Raw genomic sequence first — 17,115 nt, forward strand, 5'->3', positions numbered from 1 at the left:
CAAGACGACCACGTGGATCTTGAAACTCCGGTCAGGGATGCGATCGTCCTCTCGCTTCCATTCCAGCCGGTGTGCCAGCCGGACTGCCCGGGGCTCGACCCCATCACGGGTGAGAGGCTGGCCGCAGGAACCGTGCCGGAGATCCCGATCGACGAGCGCTGGGCCGCGCTGAAGGCCCTCACCCCAGACCCTGACGACGAGGCCTCGAGCCGCGTCGCCACCGATACAGAGAAGAGCTAGCCATGGCAGGTAACCCCCCGAAGCGGAAGGTCTCCCGCTCCAACACTCGTTCGCGTCGCGCACAGTGGAAGGCCGAGGCGCCCACGCTCGTCAAGACCGTCGAGAACGGCAAGGTCGTCTACAGCCGTCCCCACCAGGCGAAGGTCGTCACCGACTCGCAGGGTACCGAGCTGTTCCTCGAATACAAGGGCCGCAAGGTCGCAGACATCTGATCGCGGCGGCCATCTGATGGCGGATGCCGTGATCGAGCACCGTGTGCTCTCCGACAAGCTCGGGGTCGATATCGACCCCGAGCTTCTGTCGGTTGCGCTGACGCACCGCTCGTTCGCCTACGAGAACGGCGGGATCCCGCACAACGAGAGACTGGAGTTCCTCGGGGACTCGATCCTCGGTCAAGCGGTGACGGTGCACCTGTTCTTGACGCACCCTGAACTGGAGGAGGGTGCCCTGGCCAAGCGCCGGGCGAGCGTGGTCTCCACCGTCGCTCTCGCCGAGGTCGCCCGCGGTATCGACCTGGGCGCGCACCTGCGTCTCGGACGCGGTGAGGATCAGACCGGTGGGCGCGACAAGGACTCGATCCTCGCCGACACGATGGAAGCGGTCATCGGCGCCACATTCCTCTCCTCCGGGCCGGAAGCGGCCACGGCACTCGTGCTGCGCCTCGTCGAGCCGCTGATGGCGGACCCCGACCGCTACGGCGCCGCGATGGATCCGAAGACGAGCCTCCAGGAGCTCGCAGCGCGGCTCACCCTCGCGCCGCCGTCGTACGTGATCACCGCCGAAGGCCCTGATCACGATCGCGTGTTCACCGCGACGGTGAGCGTCGGCGAGGCGTCTGCGGCGGGCGTCGGGTCCAGCAAGAAGCAGGCGGAGATGGCGGCGGCGCTGACGCTCTGGCGCCTTCTCAGCGATCGTGCCTGAGCTTCCCGAAGTCGAAGTCGTCCGCGCTGGACTCGCCCCGGCGCTTGCCGGCGCCCGCATCGTCGGGGTCGATGCGGGGGACCCGCGAGCGCTGACGCGCCACGACGGCGACGCCGTCTCGTTCGAACGCGAGCTGGTGGGTCGACGGGTGACGAGTGTGGCGCGGCGCGGGAAGTTCCTGTGGATGCCGTTGGCTCCGGCATCCGCTACGGCCCGTCGTGCGATCATCGCCCACCTCGGGATGAGCGGTCAGATGCTGCTGCGTGCTCCGGGCGCGCCTGCGGAGCGTCACGAACGCGTGCGCATCGATATCGATCACCCTGAGCACGGAGAGCTCGCCGTGGTTTTCTCGGACCAGCGGACCTTCGGATCCCTCGCGATCGACGAACTGGTGCCCACCGCCGACGGCCATGCCGGCGGGTGGGGGAGCGCCGAGGCGCTCGTCCCCTCGCAAGTCGCCCACATCGGGCGAGACCCGCTCGATGACGCCTTCGATGACGCCGCCGTCCGGGATCGCGTGCGGGCGAAGCGTTCCGCGATCAAACGCGTGCTTCTCGATCAGACCGTGCTCAGCGGCGTCGGGAACATCTACGCGGATGAGGCGCTGTGGGCTGCGCGGATCCACCCCGAGTCGGCCGCCGCTGCCCTCAACGAGCGCGACGTGACCCGCCTGTTCGCCGAGGTGCGGGCCGTGCTGCTGAAGGCCCTGGCCGAAGGCGGAACCAGCTTCGACGCGCAGTATGTGAATGTCAACGGTCAGGCCGGCTACTTCGCTCATTCGCTCAACGTCTACGGCAGGGACGGCTTGCCCTGCCCGCGATGCGGACGTCCCATCGTGCGCGCATCGTTCATGAACCGGTCCAGCCACTACTGTCCACGCTGCCAGCGGCTTAGCTGAGACGCTTCTGCCACTCGCCGGCACAGGACACCGGCGTGAACCCGATGGCCTCGTTGATGACGAGCATTGGTTCATTCTCCTCGGCGTTGTAGGTCTCGACGTGCGTCACCTGCGGAAAGAGCTCGCGCAGGCGCGCGAGGGTCGCGCACTTGACCCACGTGCCCAGCCGGCGACCGCGATGTTCCGCGCGTACGAGGGTGTCGTTCTGGTGCGCGATCGTCGGATCGGCCGGTGAGACGTTCAGCTCGTTCAGCGCGACGGGCACTCCTGACGGCTCATGCCGCACCGCCCCGATCAGGCGCCGCACACCGCCGACGGCGTCGTGTGCCTCGATGCGTGCGATGCGCGCGGCATCCCACTCGCCGTCTTCGACGTCGACGTTGCCCGAGGGGGCGTCGGTGGCCATTCGCGACTTGAGGTCGGCCAACGCGGGCGCAAGAGCTGCGGGCGTGGGCGAGAGCCAGAACAGGTAGCGATAGTCGTCGCCGGCGTGGGTGCGCGCACGCGCGCAGAGCGCATCCGTGTGAAGGGCAGTGGACCTGAGGTCGAGGGTGCTCTGACGATAGACCTGCTCCAACCGGAACCCCCGTCTCCGTGCGAACATCGCCGTCGCATCGCGGGGCACGGATCCGAATCCGGTCGATGCCCGCAGGCCCGCACCGCCGGAATGCCTGTGTTCGGTCCAGGACTGCAGCACCGAGCGGCCCAACTCGGCTGCGATGGTCTCGGCCTCGCGCAGCAGACGCGTGCCGATGCCCTGACGGCGGTGTTGTGCGTGCACACGTACCATCACGCCCGCGGTCCGAGACTGCGCATCGGGAAGATGGTCGACGCTCGCCGTACCGAGGATGAGGCCGTTGCGCTCCGCGAGACGTCCGATCACCGGGCGATCCGACTGATCCTGCCACGCGGCCAGAACCTGAGGGAGCGTCAGGTCATAGGCGCTCGAGCCATGCACGTGAGCGGCGTGCGCATTGCGCAATTGCCGCACCGCCTCGAGGTCCACGATCTCCGGCGCATCGATCGAGTGCGGTACCCGGATGGAGCGGACGGTGACATCGATCACGTCAGCACCTTCTTCCATGCCCCGTTGTAGGCGACGGGCACGAAGCCGATTCTCTCGTTGATGTCGAGCATCGGCCGGTTCTCCTCCGCGTTGTAGGTGATGACCTTCGGCGACTGCGGGGCGACGTCGCGGCGCCACGTCTGCAGGCCCGCGCACTTGACGAGCTGTCCGAGCCGATGGCCTCGGTGCTCGCGAAGCACCAGGGTGTCCTCCTGGTGACTCGGACCGGTCGCATCGGTGCCGAGGACGAGCTCGTTGAACGCCACCAGGTGACCGCTGTCGATATGCTGGGCCGCCGTGACGAGTTTGGTGCGGCCGGACTCGACGTACTTGGCGTCGTGGCGAGCGACCCGCTCGGCATCCCAGTTCTCCTCGTCGAAGTCGAGATCGGCGCTCGGTGCGTCCGTCGACATGCGGGATTTCATCCAGGCGTACGCCTCGACATGCGCCGCCGGCGTCACGCCCTGCCATTGGACGACGCGGTATCCGCCCGATGCCGTCACGGCCTCGGTGAGCAGGCGCTCGATGTTCGTGTCGGCGCCCGCGAGGATCAGCTCGCTCTGACGCTCAATCTGTTCCAGGGTGTAGCCGTGGCGCAGGTAGAAGCGCGCCGCATGGTCGCGCGGAATCGTTCCGTAGCCGGTGGGTGCACTCAACCGCTCGCCGTGGGCATCCGGATGCTGCGCCCACGACTGCAGGATCGTGCGATCGTGTTCGCGTGCGGTCTGCTCGATCAGGGCGTAGCCGGCCGATCCGATGCCGCGCCCGTGGTGCGAGCGGAGCAGTTCGACAAGCCAGAAGGCGGTGCGAGATCCGTCTTCCAGCGGCAGATCGACGCCGACGCGACCGACGAACTCGCCGTCGACGATCACCGCCCACGCATGACGGATCTCGTTCGGATCCGGCTGGTAATGCGGCAGCAGTTCTTCCGGCGTCATCGCGTCGTCGTCGTTGCCGGCGATCTCGCGATAGACGAGGTTGCGTACGCGGGTGAACTCGCGGAAGTCGGCGGCGTCGCCGGCATCCATGGAGGCAGGGATCGTGAGGGGGCGGAACTGGGGTCCGGGAATCGTGGTGGTCATGAGATGTCCTTGAGATGGGGCCGGGGCGTCGCGGTCGGACGCCCCGGCCCGGGGCGGATCAGAGGTACGGAAGGATCTGTCGGCGACGCTGCCACTCGAGCTCGCGCTGCTCGCGCTCGCGCTCGGCGAGACGGATGCGGCGGCGTTCGGGGTCGTTGGCGTGCAGGACCGACGCGATGAAGGTATGCATCGTGGTGCTTTCGGTGGGTGCGCGCGGATGCGCGGCGGGCAGAGTGAGAGGCCGGGCTGCGGCGGGGGCACACGCAACGAGAAGACGTGGGTGCCGGAAGGCTGTGTGCGAGAGCGAACTCGCACCTCGACGAGGCGAGGGCGGAGTTCTCCTCTGATCGCGTCAGCAGGCGCCGCGGAAGGCGTCGAAGGAGACGGCCCCCGCGGGCTCACGGAACCAGAAGGAACGCATCGCGGATGCGATGCGGCCGGTGGCGTTCATACGAATCATGTCGGGGACCTCCTTTCTCGACTTCAGACGCGATCTGTGACGATAGCGGGTGTTCTCGACGCGCGTCAAGCGAGGATCCGCGTGTCGTTCCGCTAGCGTGGGTGGACGATCACCCAGGAGGACCCGCGGATGCACCTGAAGAGCCTGACGCTCAAAGGCTTCAAGTCGTTCGCGCAACCGACCACTTTCGCGCTCGAGCCCGGCGTCACCTGCATCGTCGGTCCGAACGGTTCCGGCAAGTCGAACGTGGTCGACGCTCTCGCGTGGGTCATGGGCGAGCAGGGCGCGAAGACCCTTCGCGGAGGGAAGATGGAAGACGTCATCTTCGCGGGCACCTCTACGCGCGGTCCGCTCGGCCGTGCCGAGGTGCAGTTGACGATTGACAACAGCGACGGGGCGCTGCCGATCGAGTACAGCGAGGTCACGATCAGCCGCACGCTGTTCCGCAACGGAACCAGTGAGTACGCGATCAACGGTGCAAGCTGCCGCCTGCTCGATGTGCAGGAGCTGTTGAGCGACTCCGGGCTCGGGCGCGAGATGCACGTGATCGTGGGCCAGGGCCGTCTGGACAGCGTGCTGCAAGCGAGCCCCGAGGACCGTCGCGGCTTCGTAGAGGAGGCCGCCGGCATTCTGAAGCATCGTCGACGCAAGGAGAAGACTCTTCGCAAGCTCGAAGCGATGGAGGCGAATCTCACGCGACTCAGCGACCTTGCCGGAGAGCTGCGTCGACAGCTGAAGCCGCTCGGCAAGCAGGCGGAGATCGCTCGCGAGGCGGCGACGATCGCGGCAGTGGTGCGTGATGCCAAGGCCCGCCTGTTCGCTGATGAACTGGTCGGTCTGCGTGCGCAGCTCGCCGACCACGCCCGCACCGAGCAGGAGCGCAGCGCCGAGCGCCTCGTGCTGCAGGATCAGTCGGAGCAGCTGAAGCTGCGCATCGAGGCGCTGGAGGCACAGCAGCGCTCGGAAGCCGTGGATGCGGCGCGGGCGGTCGCCTTCGGTTTGGAACGCGTGCAGGAGCGACTGCGCGGTCTCTTCTCGCTCGCGGGCCAGCGTCTCGCTCTGCTCGAAGACGACGGCACGCTCGGGATCGAGGTCGCCACGGTCAGCCAGGCCGCGATCGACGAGGCACGGGCCGATATCGATGAGATCTCGGCCGGACTCGGAGGCGCCCAGGATGCCGCGGAGGCGGCCGCGCGCGACGTGATGCGGGCACGTGCCGAACTCGACGCGCTCGACTCCGACATCGCCGCCCAGAGCGCGCTCGTGTCCGCGCACGACATGCGCATCACGAAACTCCGCGGAGCCGCAGATGCCGCAGCATCCCGCCTGGAGGCCGTGCGCGCGGGCGTCGAACGCCAGCAGCGTGCGCTCGACGCGGCCCTGGCGCGGCGCGCAGAAGCGGAAGAGGCACTCGCAGGGGTCGATCCCGAACTGGTGACCGAGGGATCCTCTGCCGAGCACGCTGCCGCTTACGAGCGTGCGCAGCACGACGCCACCGCCGCCGAGAACGAGGTCGGGGCGATCCGTGAGCGGCTTCACGCCGCCGAACGCGAACGCGAATCGCTCACGGCGCAGACCGCGGCGCTCGGACGGGCGCTGGATGTCCGCAACGCCGCGGCCGAGATGATCGCGGTCGGAGGCGCCGGCATCCGCGGCCTGGTCGGCGACGCGCTCAAGGTGCGCTCGGGATACGAAGCGGCGATCGCCGCCGCGCTGGGTGCGCTCGCGGAGGGCCTGCTCGTCGACGACATCGACGCGGGTATCGCCGCCGCTCGCGCTGCGCGCGACGCCGATCTCGGACGGCTCGACATCACGATCGCCGACGTGGAAGCGGGCGCGCCGGCGGCGGCGATCCCCGAGGGAGCGATCGCCGCTGCGGAGGTGGTGACTGCACCGGCCGGCATCCTCGGCATCCTCGCCCGTGTCCTGATCGTCGACGACCTCGATTCCGCGCACGCCGTTCGCCGCAGGATCATCGACGTTCCGGATGCCGCGACGACGATCGTCACGCGTGCGGGCGAGCGGGTGACGTCCTACACGATCCACGCCGGCTCCGGGGCCGGACGCTCGCGGCTGGAGTTGGCGGCGGAGCGAGATGCCGCCGCCGAACGCCTCGCGGAGATCACGGTCGTCGCAGACTCGCTCCGCGAGGCTCTCTCGGACGCCCAGACGACCTGGAACGACGCACGGGCGCGGACGAAGGATGCGCTTCAGAGCCTGCGCGAACACGATGCCGCCCTGGCGGCGCACACCGAGCAGGTCAACCGCGCCACCGTGCGTCATGAGGCAGCCGTCGCGGAGTGCGAGCGGTTGGAGGCCGGGCTTGCTCAGGCGTCGTCCGCGGTCGCGGATGCCGAGAGAGCAGCACGCGTCGCCAACGACGCCTTCGAGGGTGCCCAGCAGGCTCCCCGTCCCATCCTGGACGCCTCCGCGCGTGACGGTCTGCTCGACGCTCTGGAGAGTGCGCGCGACCGCGAGATGCGCGCACGTCTGGATGTCGAGACGCTGCGCGAGCGCGTGCGCGCCGGAGAGGGACGTGTCGATCAGCTCGTGCGCCAGCGGGAACGTGAGCGCGCGGCGGCGGCGGAGGCCGCCCGTCGCGCCGTGATCCGTCGTGCACAGCGGGCGCTCGCGGCCGAGGTCGCAGATGCGCTGCCGCCGGTACTGGACTCGGTCGATCGTTCGGTCACCCAGGCACGCGTGGAGCTTCAGCTCGCCGAGCAGGCACGCACCGCGCTGACCGCCGAACTGACCTCACTGCGCGCCGAGGAGGCGACCGCGCGCGAGCGGCTCGGGCGACTCACCGAAAGCGTCCACGGACTCGAGTTGCAGATGCACGAGAAACGCCTGCACGTCACGAGTGTGCTGGACCGCGTCCGATCCGAGTTGAGCCTCGACGAACATATTCTGGTTGCGGAATACGGCCCCGACGTTCCTCTGCCCCCGGACGAAGGCGAAGAGGGCGTGGTGTACGACCGGGCGGCGCAGCGCAAGAGACTGCAGGATGCCGAGCGCAAGCTCGGCCAGCTCGGGCGCGTCAATCCGCTCGCGCTCGAGGAGTATGCCGCGCTCGAGCAGCGGCACGCGTTCCTCACCGAGCAGCTCGCCGATCTCGTGCAGACGCGCTCCGACCTGCAGACGATCATCGCGGATCTCGACGAACGCATGCAGACCATCTTCCTCGGGGCCTTCGAAGACACGCGCGTCGCTTTCGGCGAGGTGTTCCCGATTCTGTTCCCGGGCGGCTCCGGCAGCATCTCCCTGACCGACCCGGACAATCCTCTGACGACGGGGATCGAGGTCTCGGTGCGTCCGGTCGGCAAGAAGATCGAGCGTCTGTCGCTGCTGTCCGGCGGAGAGCGCTCTCTCGCCGCCGTCGCGCTGCTGACCGCGATCTTCATGGCGCGACCGAGCCCGTTCTACATCCTCGACGAGGTCGAAGCCGCCCTCGACGACGCCAATCTCGGCAGACTGCTCGGCGTGTTCGAGAAGCTCCGCGCGTCCAGCCAGCTGATTGTGATCACCCATCAGAAGCGCACGATGGAGATCGCGGACGCGCTCTACGGGGTCTCGATGCGGCAGGACGGCGTTTCCGCGGTGGTCGGTCAGCGCGTCCGCGAACGCGCCGACGCGTGATCCCCAGAACGCCGGCGTACGTCGCGGCGAGAGGGGTGGAGCGCGCCGACCCGTAGGCTGAAGTCATGGCGGAGAACTCCTGGTCGCTCGGCCGCGCTCTGCGCGGCATGTTTGTGAAGCCGACGATCGACGACAACACGTGGGACGATCTGGAAACGGCACTGCTTACCGCCGACTTCGGTCCTGACATCACCGAGCGGATCATCGACGAGCTCCGAGAGAAGGTCGAGCGGTTCCGCACGACGGATCCGCGTGACCTCCAGCGGATGCTCAAAGAGACTCTCGAAGAGCATTTCGCGAAGTTCGACACGACGCTCCGGCTCACCGAGCGCCCTGCGGTGGTCCTCGTCGTGGGAGTCAACGGCGTCGGCAAGACGACCACGATCGGCAAGTTCGCGAAGTTCCTCCAGCGCTATGGTCGTTCCGTCGTCGTCGGCGCCGCCGACACCTTTCGCGCTGCGGCCGTCGATCAGCTGGCCACGTGGGCAGAGCGGGGGGGAGCTGCGATCGTCCGCCCCCAGCACGAGGGCCAGGACCCGGCATCGGTCGCCTTCCAGACCATCGACTACGCCAAGCAGAACGGTGTCGAGATCGTCCTCGTCGACACCGCCGGACGCCTCCACACGAAGGGTGGGCTCATGGACGAGCTCACGAAGATCCGCCGCGTCATCGAGAAGCAGGCGCCCATCAGCGAGGTGCTGCTCGTTCTCGATGCGACCACGGGGCAGAACGGCGTCATGCAGGCCGAGGCCTTCCTCCAGCACGCCGGCGTCACCGGTCTCGTGATCACGAAGCTCGACGGTTCGGCCAAGGGCGGCTTCGTTCTCGCCGTTCAAGAACGCACCGGCATCCCCGTCAAGCTCCTCGGCCAGGGTGAAGGCATCGGTGACCTCACCGGCTTCACCCCGCACGTGTTCGCGTCCGCGCTCGTCGACTGATGGCGCGGCGGGGTCGCGCACGGACGCCGAGGATGGTTGCATAGGGTCATGGCGATCGAGCACGACTACTTCGGGCTGTTGGAGTCCGGCCCGGACGGATCCATCTTCTGGTCCGAGGTCGTCGACTTCGCCGACCAGCGGGTCACCGTCGATCTGACCGCACCCGATCAGGACGACGTCTCCGCTGCCGCACTCGATGTCGCGGCCGCCTTGATCCATGCGCTGGAGCAGATCGACCTGCAGGCCCGCAACGCGATGGTGGCCGAGCTCGACGACCGTACCAGCGAGGTCACCGAGTACCTCCTTCAGCAGCAGGAGGCGCTGGGAGAGGATCTGGAAGACGTCCTCGTTGACATCTCCGGCGACACGCACATCGACATCATCCGGTCGCTGCAGCTCGTGAGCATGACGATCCTCGCCGACGAGCACGGTGGAACGGATCCCTTCGCCGTCCTCGAGTACGCCCTCGACCCCGACGCCACCGATGAAGTGCTGCTGGTGAACCTGACCAGCGACGGCGACGTGCAGTCGGTCACCAGCGCCGACTGACCGTCGTCCGCGGTGCCGCGCGCCTTACACCGCTTGCGCGAAGCCGAGCTCGGTGTCGGCGAGGTGCGACAGGTGTGCCGGGATCTCCCGCCCCTTGGCGACCATCGACTGGGCCCACAGTCGCCCCGCCCGGTAGGACGATCGAACCAGGGGACCGGCCAGAACACCGAGGAAGCCGATCCGCTCTGCCTCCTGCTTGAACGCCACGAACTCGTCCGGCTTCACCCACCTCGCAACCGGAAGGTGCCGAGGCGAGGGCCGCAGGTACTGAGTGATCGTGATGATGTCGGTGCCGGCCTCGTGCAGGTCCTGGAGGGCCTGGATGACCTCCTCCGGCTCCTCGCCCATGCCGAGGATGAGGTTCGACTTCGTGATCAGCCCTGCGGCTCGCGCCTGCGTGAGCACGTCGAGCGAGCGCTCGTACCGGAAGGCGGGCCGAATGCGCTTGAAGATGCGGGGAACGGTCTCGACGTTGTGCGCGAAGACCTCGGGACGAGCCGCGAACACCTCATCGAGGAGACGAGGCTCCCCGTTGAAGTCCGTGGCGAGCAGTTCGACGCCGGTTCCCGGATTGACGGCATGGATCTGCCGGATGGTCTCGGCATTGAGCCAGGCGCCGCCATCCGGGAGGTCGTCGCGCGCGACGCACGTGACGGTGGCGTAGCGCAGCTGCATCCGACGCACGCTGTCGGCGACGCGTCGCGGCTCGTCCGTGTCGTAGTCGGCCGGCTTGCCGGTATCGATCTGGCAGAAGTCGCAGCGCCGCGTGCACTGCGACCCACCGATCAGGAAGGTGGCCTCCCGATCCTCCCAGCACTCGTAGATGTTGGGACATCCCGCTTCCTGGCAGACCGTGTGCAGCCCCTCTCCCTTCACGAGCGACTGCAAGGCCTGGTACTCGGGTCCCATCTTCGCCTTCGTGCGAATCCACTCGGGCTTGCGCTCGATCGGTGTCTGCGCATTGCGCACCTCAAGCCGCAGGAGCTTGCGCCCTTCCGGCGCGTTCGCGGGACCGGCATCAGCCCCGCCCGGCGTGACCCCGCAGGCGCTCATGCGGCGACCTCCCCGGACGCGGCGAACGATGCGCGGAAGGCATCGGCGACCGTGTCGAGCACAGCGGCGGGAGAGACGTCGCGACCCAGCACCTCGCTGATGGTCGTCACCCCGGCATCCGAGATGCCGCACGGCACGATCTGGGAGAAAGGACGAAGCGAGTTGTCGCAGTTGAGGGCGAAGCCATGCATCGTGACGCCGCGCTGGACGCGGACGCCGATCGCTGCGATCTTGTCCTCGGAGAGCGGGCGGCGCACCCAGACGCCGGAGCGTCCCTCGACGCGGTAGCCGTCGACGCCCAGCGTGTCCAGCACGTCGATGAGGATCTGCTCGAGCCGGCGCACGTGGGCGACGACGTCCACGGGTTCGGTGAGTCGAACGATCGGGTAGCCGACGAGCTGGCCGGGTCCGTGCCACGTGATCTTGCCGCCGCGGTCCACATCGACGACCGGCGTACTGTCGGTGGGCCGTTCGTTTCGCGCCGTGCGCGCACCCGCGGTGAAGACGGCCTCATGCTCCAGGAGCAGCAGCGTGTCGGGGCGCTGCCCGGCGACGACGTCGGCGTGGATCTCGCGCTGTAGCGCCCATCCATCGGTGTAAGGGACGACGTCGGGCGCGAGGCCGACGGTCTGCACGTCGAGCATGGTGGGCTCCTTCGCGGGGGAGTTCGAGGTTTGTGTACCGCGTCCAACAATACGCCACGCTACAGTGGGCAGATGTCCTCCGGCCGCCCGCGCGCCACGTCGCGCTCCACGATCGCGGAGGCGGCGACAGAGCTCTTCCTCGAACGCGGGTTCGCCGAGACGACGATCGCCGACATCACGCAGCGCGCCGGCGTGAGCCGCTCGAGCTTCTTCAACTACTTCTCGTCGAAGTCCGCGGTTCTGTGGGCCGCGCTCGATGACGCCATCCACAGCGCGGTCGAGGCGCTGCGCGCCGGCGCAGCGCCGAGCGCTGCCCTGCGCGCGGCGGCCGTCCACATCCAAGCCGACAGCCTCGCGCTGGCCATCATCCACGGCTCCGTGATGGGTCTGTCGGACGAGCTCGCCGACGAGCGTGCGATCCGCACCGGGATCCTCAGCCGTGCCGTGTCCGACAGCCTGGTGTCCACAGGCATGGCGCGCCTCGAGGCCGACGTGCACGCCGCTGCGCTGTCCTCCGCTGTCTTCGCCGCCATCTGGGCCTGGGCGGCGTCCGACGCGCCCCGCCCCGCCCTCAGCGGACTGGTCGACCGCGCGCTCGGGGCCGCAGGCGCGTCACGATGACGCACGACGGCGACCAGAGGCCGCGGCGCAGAGCCGGCTGAGGGGATTCCCGTAGAATCGGGGCATCATGGCGACTTTCGGCACCCTCAGCGACCGGCTGACAGAGACTTTCCGCAACCTTCGCACGAAGGGCAAGCTCACCCCCGCCGATGTCGACGGGACCGTCCGTGAGATCCGGCGCGCCCTGCTGGACGCCGACGTGGCGTTGGTCGTCGTCAAGGACTTCACGGCGAAGGTGCGCGAGCGCGCCCTCGGCGACGAGGTCAACCGGGCCCTCAACCCTGCCCAGCAGGTCGTGCAGATCGTGAACGAGGAGCTGGTCGCCATCCTCGGCGGACAGCAGCGCCGACTGCAGTTCGCCAAGAACCCGCCCACGGTCATCATGTTGGCCGGCCTCCAGGGCTCGGGAAAGACGACCTTCGCAGGCAAGCTCGCCCGGCAGCTGGAGAAGGACGGGCACACCCCGCTCCTCGTCGCCGCCGACCTCCAGCGTCCGAACGCCGTCAACCAGTTGCAGGTCGTCGCCGAACGAGCCGGCGCCGCGATCTACGCACCCGAGCCGGGCAACGGCGTGGGCGACCCGGTGCGCGTCGCGCGCGACGGCGTCGAGACGGCACGCCGTCAGCAGCACGACGTGGTGATCATCGACACCGCCGGCCGGCTCGGTGTGGATGGCGAGCTGATGAAGCAGGCGGCGGACATCCGCACGGCGACCGACCCCGACGAGGTGCTCTTCGTCATCGACGCGATGATCGGACAGGATGCCGTCAACACGGCCAAGGCCTTCCAGGACGGCGTCGACTTCACCGGCGTGGTGCTGAGCAAGCTCGACGGCGACGCACGCGGCGGCGCGGCACTCTCGGTGGCATCCGTGACGGGTCGCCCGATCATCTACGCATCGACCGGCGAGAACCTCGAGGACCTCGAAGCGTTCCATCCCGACCGCATGGCCAGCCGCATCCTCGACCTCGGCGACATCCTGACGCTCATCGAGCAGGCGCAGCAGGCCTTCGACGAGGAGGAGGCGCGCAAGGTCGCCGAGAAGCTCGCGACCGAGCAGTTCACCCTCGAGGACTTCCTCGACCAGCTTCAGCAGATGAAGAAGATGGGCTCGATGAAGAAGATGCTCGGCATGCTGCCGGGCATGGGCCAGATGAAGCAGCAGCTGGAGAACTTCGACGACCGCGAGATCGACCGCACCGAGGCGATCATCCGCTCGATGACTCCGGGGGAGCGCCGCAACCCCAAGGTGCTCAACGGCTCCCGTCGCCTGCGTATCGCGCGTGGATCCGGGATGACGGTGACCGATGTCAATCAGCTGGTGCAGCGCTTCGACCAGGCGGCGAAGATGATGAAGACCGTCGCGCGCGGCGGTGTGCCCAACATTCCCGGCATGGGTCCGATGGGCGGCAAGCCCGGCGCGTCTGCGAAACGCGGGAAGCAGAAGTCCCGCGCGGGCTCACGATCGGGAAACCCCGCGAAGCGTGCTGCGGAGAACGCGGGGCTCGCCGCCTCCGCGGGCTCTCCGACAGGCTCGGGTTTCGGTCTCGGTGCCGCCGCGACGCCGCCGAGCGAGGCCGATCTCGCGGAGATTCAGAAGCTGTTCGGCAAGAACTGAGCCCTCACAGGACGATTCCCGCATCGTCCAGGGCTGCCTCCACCGCATCACTGAGGACGATCTGCCCGTCGCTGTTCGGGTGCTCGCCGTCCCACTGCAGCAGCTCCGGCCGACCTCGCAGAGGTTGACCGAGGGAGAGGAACACGCCGTCGTCTTCGGCAACGGCGCGTTGCAGCGCGTCGCTGGACCATCCGATCGCGTCGGGCTCATCCCAATCCAAATGCCACAGCGTCGCGATCCCGATCAGCTGCGCGTCCGGCAGTGCGGCGCGCAACTCGTCAACCGTCGCGCGCGTCGACGCGTCGATGTCATCCTGCGAGGCGCCGCTGTCGTTGTCCGAGGACTGGATGAGCACGACCGCCGGGTGCAGGGCGATCGCCTGCTGAACGAGGCCGGCGTAGTCATCACCGCAGTCGCCGATGATCGTGAACCCCGCGCCGCTGCATCCGAGGTTCACGATGTCGGCGCCCGTGTCGCGGGCGACCAGAGCCGGCCACGACTCGTCGGCGTCGAGACCGAGCCCAGCCATGATCGAATCGCCGATCGTGACCACAAGGCCACCACTGCCGCGCGGGGGCGACGGAGCGGCGTCGACCGCGGCCACCGACAGTGAATCTGCCGGGGACGCGGGAACGCTCCGACCCGGCGCCGAGGCGCTGCATCCCGCCATGGTCACCACCGCGATGCCGGCGACGGCAACGCGAATCGCGATCATCGGGGGGAACCTGCGGGCGGACACCACGTCACTCTACGTCGGGCGGGATATGAAAGCCCCTTGTCCGAGACCTGCTCTTGTCGGGAGCCGATCACGGCGCCGGCGCGAGCCCGACGGCCGCCCTCAGAGAAGGCGGGAGGCGAGATGTTCGTGCAGCGTCGGGCCCGCCCGGAATTCTCTGATCAGGTGGTGGACCACGGCGCGAAGATCTCCGTCGGCGGCATCGGCGACCAACAGCTGACGCGCCGAGCTGCCGCCCTCGTCGAGGATGGTCCCGACGCCGGCGAACTCGCGAGCGCAGTGCAGGTCGCCGGCGACGTCGGCCAGGGCATCGATCGTCTCGCGCAGGTGCTCCGACACGGGGCGCTGCGTGCCGTCCCTGTCGACGATGACGCGCGCCTGGGTGCCGTAGCGCGCCGCGCGCCATTTGTTCTCCCGGACGAACCACGGCTGCAGCGTGGGCAGCTCGCGTCCGGCATCCAGCTCGCGCGAGAAGTGCTCGACGAGGACCTGGACCAGCGCGGCCACCGCTGCCAGCTCCGGCAGCGTGGACATGCCGTCGCATGCGCGCACCTCGATCGTGCCCCACTTCGGAGCCGGACGGATGTCCCATCGCACCTCGGTGGCGTCCTCCATCACACCCGTGCGCACCATGTCATCGAGGTACGCCTCGTACTGCGACCACTCCGTCAGCGGCCACGGCAGCCCGGCGGTGGGAAGCTGCTGGAACACGAGCGCGCGATTGGACGCGTACCCGGTGCGCTCACCAGCCCAGAACGGACTCGACGCCGACAGTGCCTGGAGGTGGGGGAGGTACGCGGTGAGCGCTCCGATGATCGGGAAGACCTTGTTGACGTCCTCGACACCCACGTGGACGTGGATACCCCAGATCATCATGTTTCGCCCCCACCACTGCGTGCGTTCGATGAGCTTGTGGTATCGGGTCTTGTCGGTGACACTCTGCTCGTACCACTGCGCGAACGGGTGGCTGCCCGCGCAGAGCAGGGCAATGCCGCGCGGGTCGGTCGCGGTACGGATCTCGGCGATCGCGTCGGCGATGTCGTCGATGACCGCCGCCACGGTGTCGCCGACACCACTGGTGACCTCGATCGTGTTGGTCAGCAGCTCGCCCGTGATCGTGTGACGCTCGAGGGCGGCTCCGCCGCCGACGGCTGCAAGGATCTCCGGAGCGCGCGGGACGAGATCACCCGTGCGCTCGTCGGCGAGCATCAGCTCCCATTCGACGCCGACAGAGGAACGGCGGGATGTCGCGAAGGGCACCGTCATGGGCACAGTCTGACACGCCAACAGCGATGGTTCGCGGCATCCGTCACGATCTGGCAAAATAGGACGCTGGACCGTCCGCTCGACCCTCTATCCGGCGAACACGTCCACCCTAGAGCCTCCGCCGGGTGTGCACCCCACAGCCCGAGCGTCGTTCATCACCTCACAACAGCATTCAGGAGAATTGTGGCTGTCAAGATTCGTCTCAAGCGCCTCGGCAAGATCCGCGCCCCCTACTACCGCATCGTCGTCGCCGACTCGCGCACCAAGCGCGACGGTCGCGTGATCGAGGAGATCGGCAAGTACCACCCGACCGAGGAGCCCTCGTTCATCGAGGTCGACTCCGAGCGTGCGCAGTACTGGCTTTCGGTCGGCGCTCAGCCCACCGAGCAGGTCGCCGCGCTGCTCAAGCTCACCGGTGACTGGGGCCGCTTCAAGGGCGACGCCGACGCCGTGTCCATCGTGAAGACGGCGGCGACCAAGGAAGAGTTCCAGGTCGACGCCGCCAAGAAGTCGGTCATCAAGCCCAAGGCGGAGAAGAAGGCTGAAGAGCCCGCCGCCGAGGCTGCCGAGGTCGAGGCTCCGGCCGAGGCCGAGTCGACCGACGCAGAGTAAGTCCGTTGCTCTCCGCCGCGCTCGAACACCTCGTCAAGGGGATCGTCGATCACCCTGACGATGTCACTATCCGTTCCTCTTCGTCGCCGCTAGGCGACGTGCTCGAGGTGCACGTGCACCCCGATGATCGAGGTCGGGTGATCGGGCGCGGCGGACGCACGGCCAAGGCCCTGCGGACGCTCGTGTCGGCCCTGGCCGACGGCGCACGCGTGCGTGTCGATGTCGCGGACGACTGAGATGGCTGCTGCAGGACCAGCGCGCACCCAACTGCGCGTCGGGCGTCTCGTGAAGGCCCATGGCCTGAAGGGCGCCTTCAAGCTCGAGCTCTACACCGACGATCCCGACGGCCGTTTCGTGCCCGGAGCTGTCTTCACGCTTCAGGTGCCGGAATCGTCGCCGTGGCACGGCAAGACCGTCACCGTGCGCGAGTTCCGGTGGATGAACTCCCACCCGGTCGTCTTCTTCGAAGATGTCGAGGACCGCACGGCCGCCGAGAGCATGGTGCGCGCGATCCTGTGGGTCGATCAGGACGAGAACCCCTCCGCAGAGGAGGACGCCTGGTACGACCACCAGTTGGTGGGCCTCACCGTACTGCGAGATGGCACCGATGTCGGCCGAGTCGTTCGCGTCGACCACCTTCCTGCGCAGGATCTCCTCGTCGTGCGCACGCACGAAGCGGAGGCCGAGATCCTCGTCCCCTTCGTCTCGGCCATCGTGCCCGACGTCGATGTCGCCGCGGGAACCGTGACCGTCACCCCGCCCGCCGGACTCTTCG

At 68.3% G+C, this 17,115-nt stretch carries 19 protein-coding genes; 12 read left to right on the top strand and 7 right to left on the bottom strand.

Annotated features, from left to right (window positions below; genetic code table 11):
• The 4 genes from BGN98_RS01605 to mutM all read left to right on the top strand — a co-directional run.
• On the top strand, positions 1-240 hold a 240-nt coding region (locus tag BGN98_RS01605; protein WP_288119129.1), incomplete at its 5' end, for a YceD family protein.
• Between the two features lie 2 nt (positions 241-242).
• The gene (gene rpmF, locus BGN98_RS01610) at positions 243-452 is read left to right on the top strand and encodes a 50S ribosomal protein L32 (protein ID WP_005050211.1); all 210 of its coding nucleotides are present in this window, start codon (positions 243-245) and stop codon (positions 450-452) included.
• Between the two features lie 16 nt (positions 453-468).
• Positions 469-1,161 (top strand): ribonuclease III, encoded by a 693-nt coding sequence (gene rnc, locus BGN98_RS01615; protein WP_288119133.1) that lies wholly within the window; start codon positions 469-471, stop codon positions 1,159-1,161.
• On the top strand, positions 1,154-2,059 hold the full coding sequence (mutM, locus tag BGN98_RS01620; RefSeq protein WP_288119134.1) for a bifunctional DNA-formamidopyrimidine glycosylase/DNA-(apurinic or apyrimidinic site) lyase: 906 nt from the start codon (positions 1,154-1,156) through the stop codon (positions 2,057-2,059). The genes rnc and mutM overlap by 8 nt, the downstream gene beginning before the upstream one ends.
• On the opposite strand, the gene BGN98_RS01625 is transcribed toward mutM, so the two are convergent.
• The 3 genes from BGN98_RS01625 to BGN98_RS01635 are packed head-to-tail and all read right to left on the bottom strand — an operon-like array spanning position 2,052 to position 4,397.
• On the bottom strand, positions 2,052-3,125 hold the full coding sequence (locus tag BGN98_RS01625) for a GNAT family N-acetyltransferase (protein ID WP_288119135.1): 1,074 nt from the start codon (positions 3,123-3,125) through the stop codon (positions 2,052-2,054). The two genes, mutM and BGN98_RS01625, sit on opposite strands and share 8 nt — an antisense overlap.
• Positions 3,122-4,207, bottom strand: a complete 1,086-nt coding sequence (locus BGN98_RS01630) for a GNAT family N-acetyltransferase (protein ID WP_288119136.1) — start codon at positions 4,205-4,207, stop codon at positions 3,122-3,124. Before BGN98_RS01630 ends, BGN98_RS01625 begins: the two co-directional genes overlap by 4 nt.
• A 58-nt stretch (positions 4,208-4,265) precedes the next feature.
• A complete protein-coding gene (locus BGN98_RS01635) occupies positions 4,266-4,397 on the bottom strand; it encodes a hypothetical protein (protein ID WP_255266054.1) in 132 nt (43 codons plus the stop codon).
• Positions 4,398-4,796: 399 nt separating this feature from the next.
• Here BGN98_RS01635 and smc point away from each other — a divergent pair, with 399 nt between their 5' ends.
• From smc to BGN98_RS01650, 3 genes are all read left to right on the top strand, one after another.
• Positions 4,797-8,303 carry a chromosome segregation protein SMC gene (gene smc / locus BGN98_RS01640; protein WP_288119137.1) on the top strand — a complete coding sequence of 1,169 codons (3,507 nt, stop codon included), beginning with the start codon at positions 4,797-4,799 and terminating at the stop codon, positions 8,301-8,303.
• Positions 8,304-8,368: 65 nt separating this feature from the next.
• On the top strand, positions 8,369-9,241 hold the full coding sequence (gene ftsY, locus BGN98_RS01645; protein ID WP_036285318.1) for a signal recognition particle-docking protein FtsY: 873 nt from the start codon (positions 8,369-8,371) through the stop codon (positions 9,239-9,241).
• Positions 9,242-9,289: 48 nt separating this feature from the next.
• Positions 9,290-9,790, top strand: a complete 501-nt coding sequence (locus BGN98_RS01650; protein WP_036285320.1) for a DUF2004 domain-containing protein — start codon at positions 9,290-9,292, stop codon at positions 9,788-9,790.
• Between the two features lie 24 nt (positions 9,791-9,814).
• Here the strand turns inward: BGN98_RS01650 and lipA are convergent, their stop codons facing one another.
• Entirely contained in the window at positions 9,815-10,843 is a 1,029-nt protein-coding gene (gene lipA, locus BGN98_RS01655; protein ID WP_051498726.1) for a lipoyl synthase, read from the bottom strand.
• Positions 10,840-11,487 (bottom strand): lipoyl(octanoyl) transferase LipB, encoded by a 648-nt coding sequence (gene lipB, locus BGN98_RS01660; RefSeq protein WP_036285323.1) that lies wholly within the window; start codon positions 11,485-11,487, stop codon positions 10,840-10,842. Before lipB ends, lipA begins: the two co-directional genes overlap by 4 nt.
• A 72-nt stretch (positions 11,488-11,559) precedes the next feature.
• On the opposite strand from lipB, the gene BGN98_RS01665 reads away from it, so the two are divergent.
• Both BGN98_RS01665 and ffh read left to right on the top strand, forming a co-directional pair.
• Positions 11,560-12,108: a TetR/AcrR family transcriptional regulator gene (locus BGN98_RS01665; protein WP_288119139.1), complete on the top strand. Its 549-nt coding sequence runs from the start codon at positions 11,560-11,562 to the stop codon at positions 12,106-12,108.
• A 67-nt stretch (positions 12,109-12,175) separates the two neighbouring features.
• On the top strand, positions 12,176-13,726 hold the full coding sequence (gene ffh / locus BGN98_RS01670; protein ID WP_288119141.1) for a signal recognition particle protein: 1,551 nt from the start codon (positions 12,176-12,178) through the stop codon (positions 13,724-13,726).
• A 4-nt stretch (positions 13,727-13,730) separates the two neighbouring features.
• On the opposite strand, the gene BGN98_RS01675 is transcribed toward ffh, so the two are convergent.
• A complete protein-coding gene (locus tag BGN98_RS01675; protein ID WP_288119143.1) occupies positions 13,731-14,441 on the bottom strand; it encodes an SGNH/GDSL hydrolase family protein in 711 nt (236 codons plus the stop codon).
• Positions 14,442-14,564: 123 nt separating this feature from the next.
• Positions 14,565-15,728, bottom strand: a complete 1,164-nt coding sequence (locus BGN98_RS01680; RefSeq protein WP_036285335.1) for a glutamate--cysteine ligase — start codon at positions 15,726-15,728, stop codon at positions 14,565-14,567.
• A 183-nt stretch (positions 15,729-15,911) separates the two neighbouring features.
• On the opposite strand from BGN98_RS01680, the gene rpsP reads away from it, so the two are divergent.
• The 3 genes from rpsP to rimM all read left to right on the top strand — a co-directional run.
• On the top strand, positions 15,912-16,340 hold the full coding sequence (gene rpsP / locus BGN98_RS01685) for a 30S ribosomal protein S16 (RefSeq protein WP_036285337.1): 429 nt from the start codon (positions 15,912-15,914) through the stop codon (positions 16,338-16,340).
• Positions 16,341-16,345: 5 nt separating this feature from the next.
• Positions 16,346-16,576: an RNA-binding protein gene (locus BGN98_RS01690; RefSeq protein ID WP_288119146.1), complete on the top strand. Its 231-nt coding sequence runs from the start codon at positions 16,346-16,348 to the stop codon at positions 16,574-16,576.
• A gap of 1 nt (position 16,577) precedes the next feature.
• Positions 16,578-17,115 (top strand): ribosome maturation factor RimM (gene rimM, locus BGN98_RS01695; protein ID WP_288119147.1); only part of this gene is annotated, 538 nt, incomplete at its 3' end.

This window comes from Microbacterium sp. 69-7 (genome assembly GCF_001897985.1).
In the GTDB taxonomy this organism is placed as follows: Bacteria; Actinomycetota; Actinomycetes; order Actinomycetales; family Microbacteriaceae; genus Microbacterium; species Microbacterium laevaniformans.

Excerpts from the sequence above, each read along its gene's own strand:
- rpmF (WP_005050211.1), top strand. The coding sequence starts at position 243 with ATGGCAGGTAACCCCCCGAAGCGGAAGGTCTCCCGCTCCAACACTCGT.
- rnc (WP_288119133.1), top strand. The coding sequence starts at position 469 with ATGGCGGATGCCGTGATCGAGCACCGTGTGCTCTCCGACAAGCTCGGG.
- BGN98_RS01630 (WP_288119136.1), bottom strand. The coding sequence starts at position 4,207 with ATGACCACCACGATTCCCGGACCCCAGTTCCGCCCCCTCACGATCCCT.
- BGN98_RS01635 (WP_255266054.1), bottom strand. The coding sequence starts at position 4,397 with ATGCATACCTTCATCGCGTCGGTCCTGCACGCCAACGACCCCGAACGC.
- smc (WP_288119137.1), top strand. The coding sequence starts at position 4,797 with ATGCACCTGAAGAGCCTGACGCTCAAAGGCTTCAAGTCGTTCGCGCAA.
- ftsY (WP_036285318.1), top strand. The coding sequence starts at position 8,369 with ATGGCGGAGAACTCCTGGTCGCTCGGCCGCGCTCTGCGCGGCATGTTT.
- BGN98_RS01650 (WP_036285320.1), top strand. The coding sequence starts at position 9,290 with ATGGCGATCGAGCACGACTACTTCGGGCTGTTGGAGTCCGGCCCGGAC.
- lipA (WP_051498726.1), bottom strand. The coding sequence starts at position 10,843 with ATGAGCGCCTGCGGGGTCACGCCGGGCGGGGCTGATGCCGGTCCCGCG.
- lipB (WP_036285323.1), bottom strand. The coding sequence starts at position 11,487 with ATGCTCGACGTGCAGACCGTCGGCCTCGCGCCCGACGTCGTCCCTTAC.
- BGN98_RS01665 (WP_288119139.1), top strand. The coding sequence starts at position 11,560 with ATGTCCTCCGGCCGCCCGCGCGCCACGTCGCGCTCCACGATCGCGGAG.
- ffh (WP_288119141.1), top strand. The coding sequence starts at position 12,176 with ATGGCGACTTTCGGCACCCTCAGCGACCGGCTGACAGAGACTTTCCGC.
- BGN98_RS01675 (WP_288119143.1), bottom strand. The coding sequence starts at position 14,441 with ATGATCGCGATTCGCGTTGCCGTCGCCGGCATCGCGGTGGTGACCATG.
- BGN98_RS01680 (WP_036285335.1), bottom strand. The coding sequence starts at position 15,728 with ATGACGGTGCCCTTCGCGACATCCCGCCGTTCCTCTGTCGGCGTCGAA.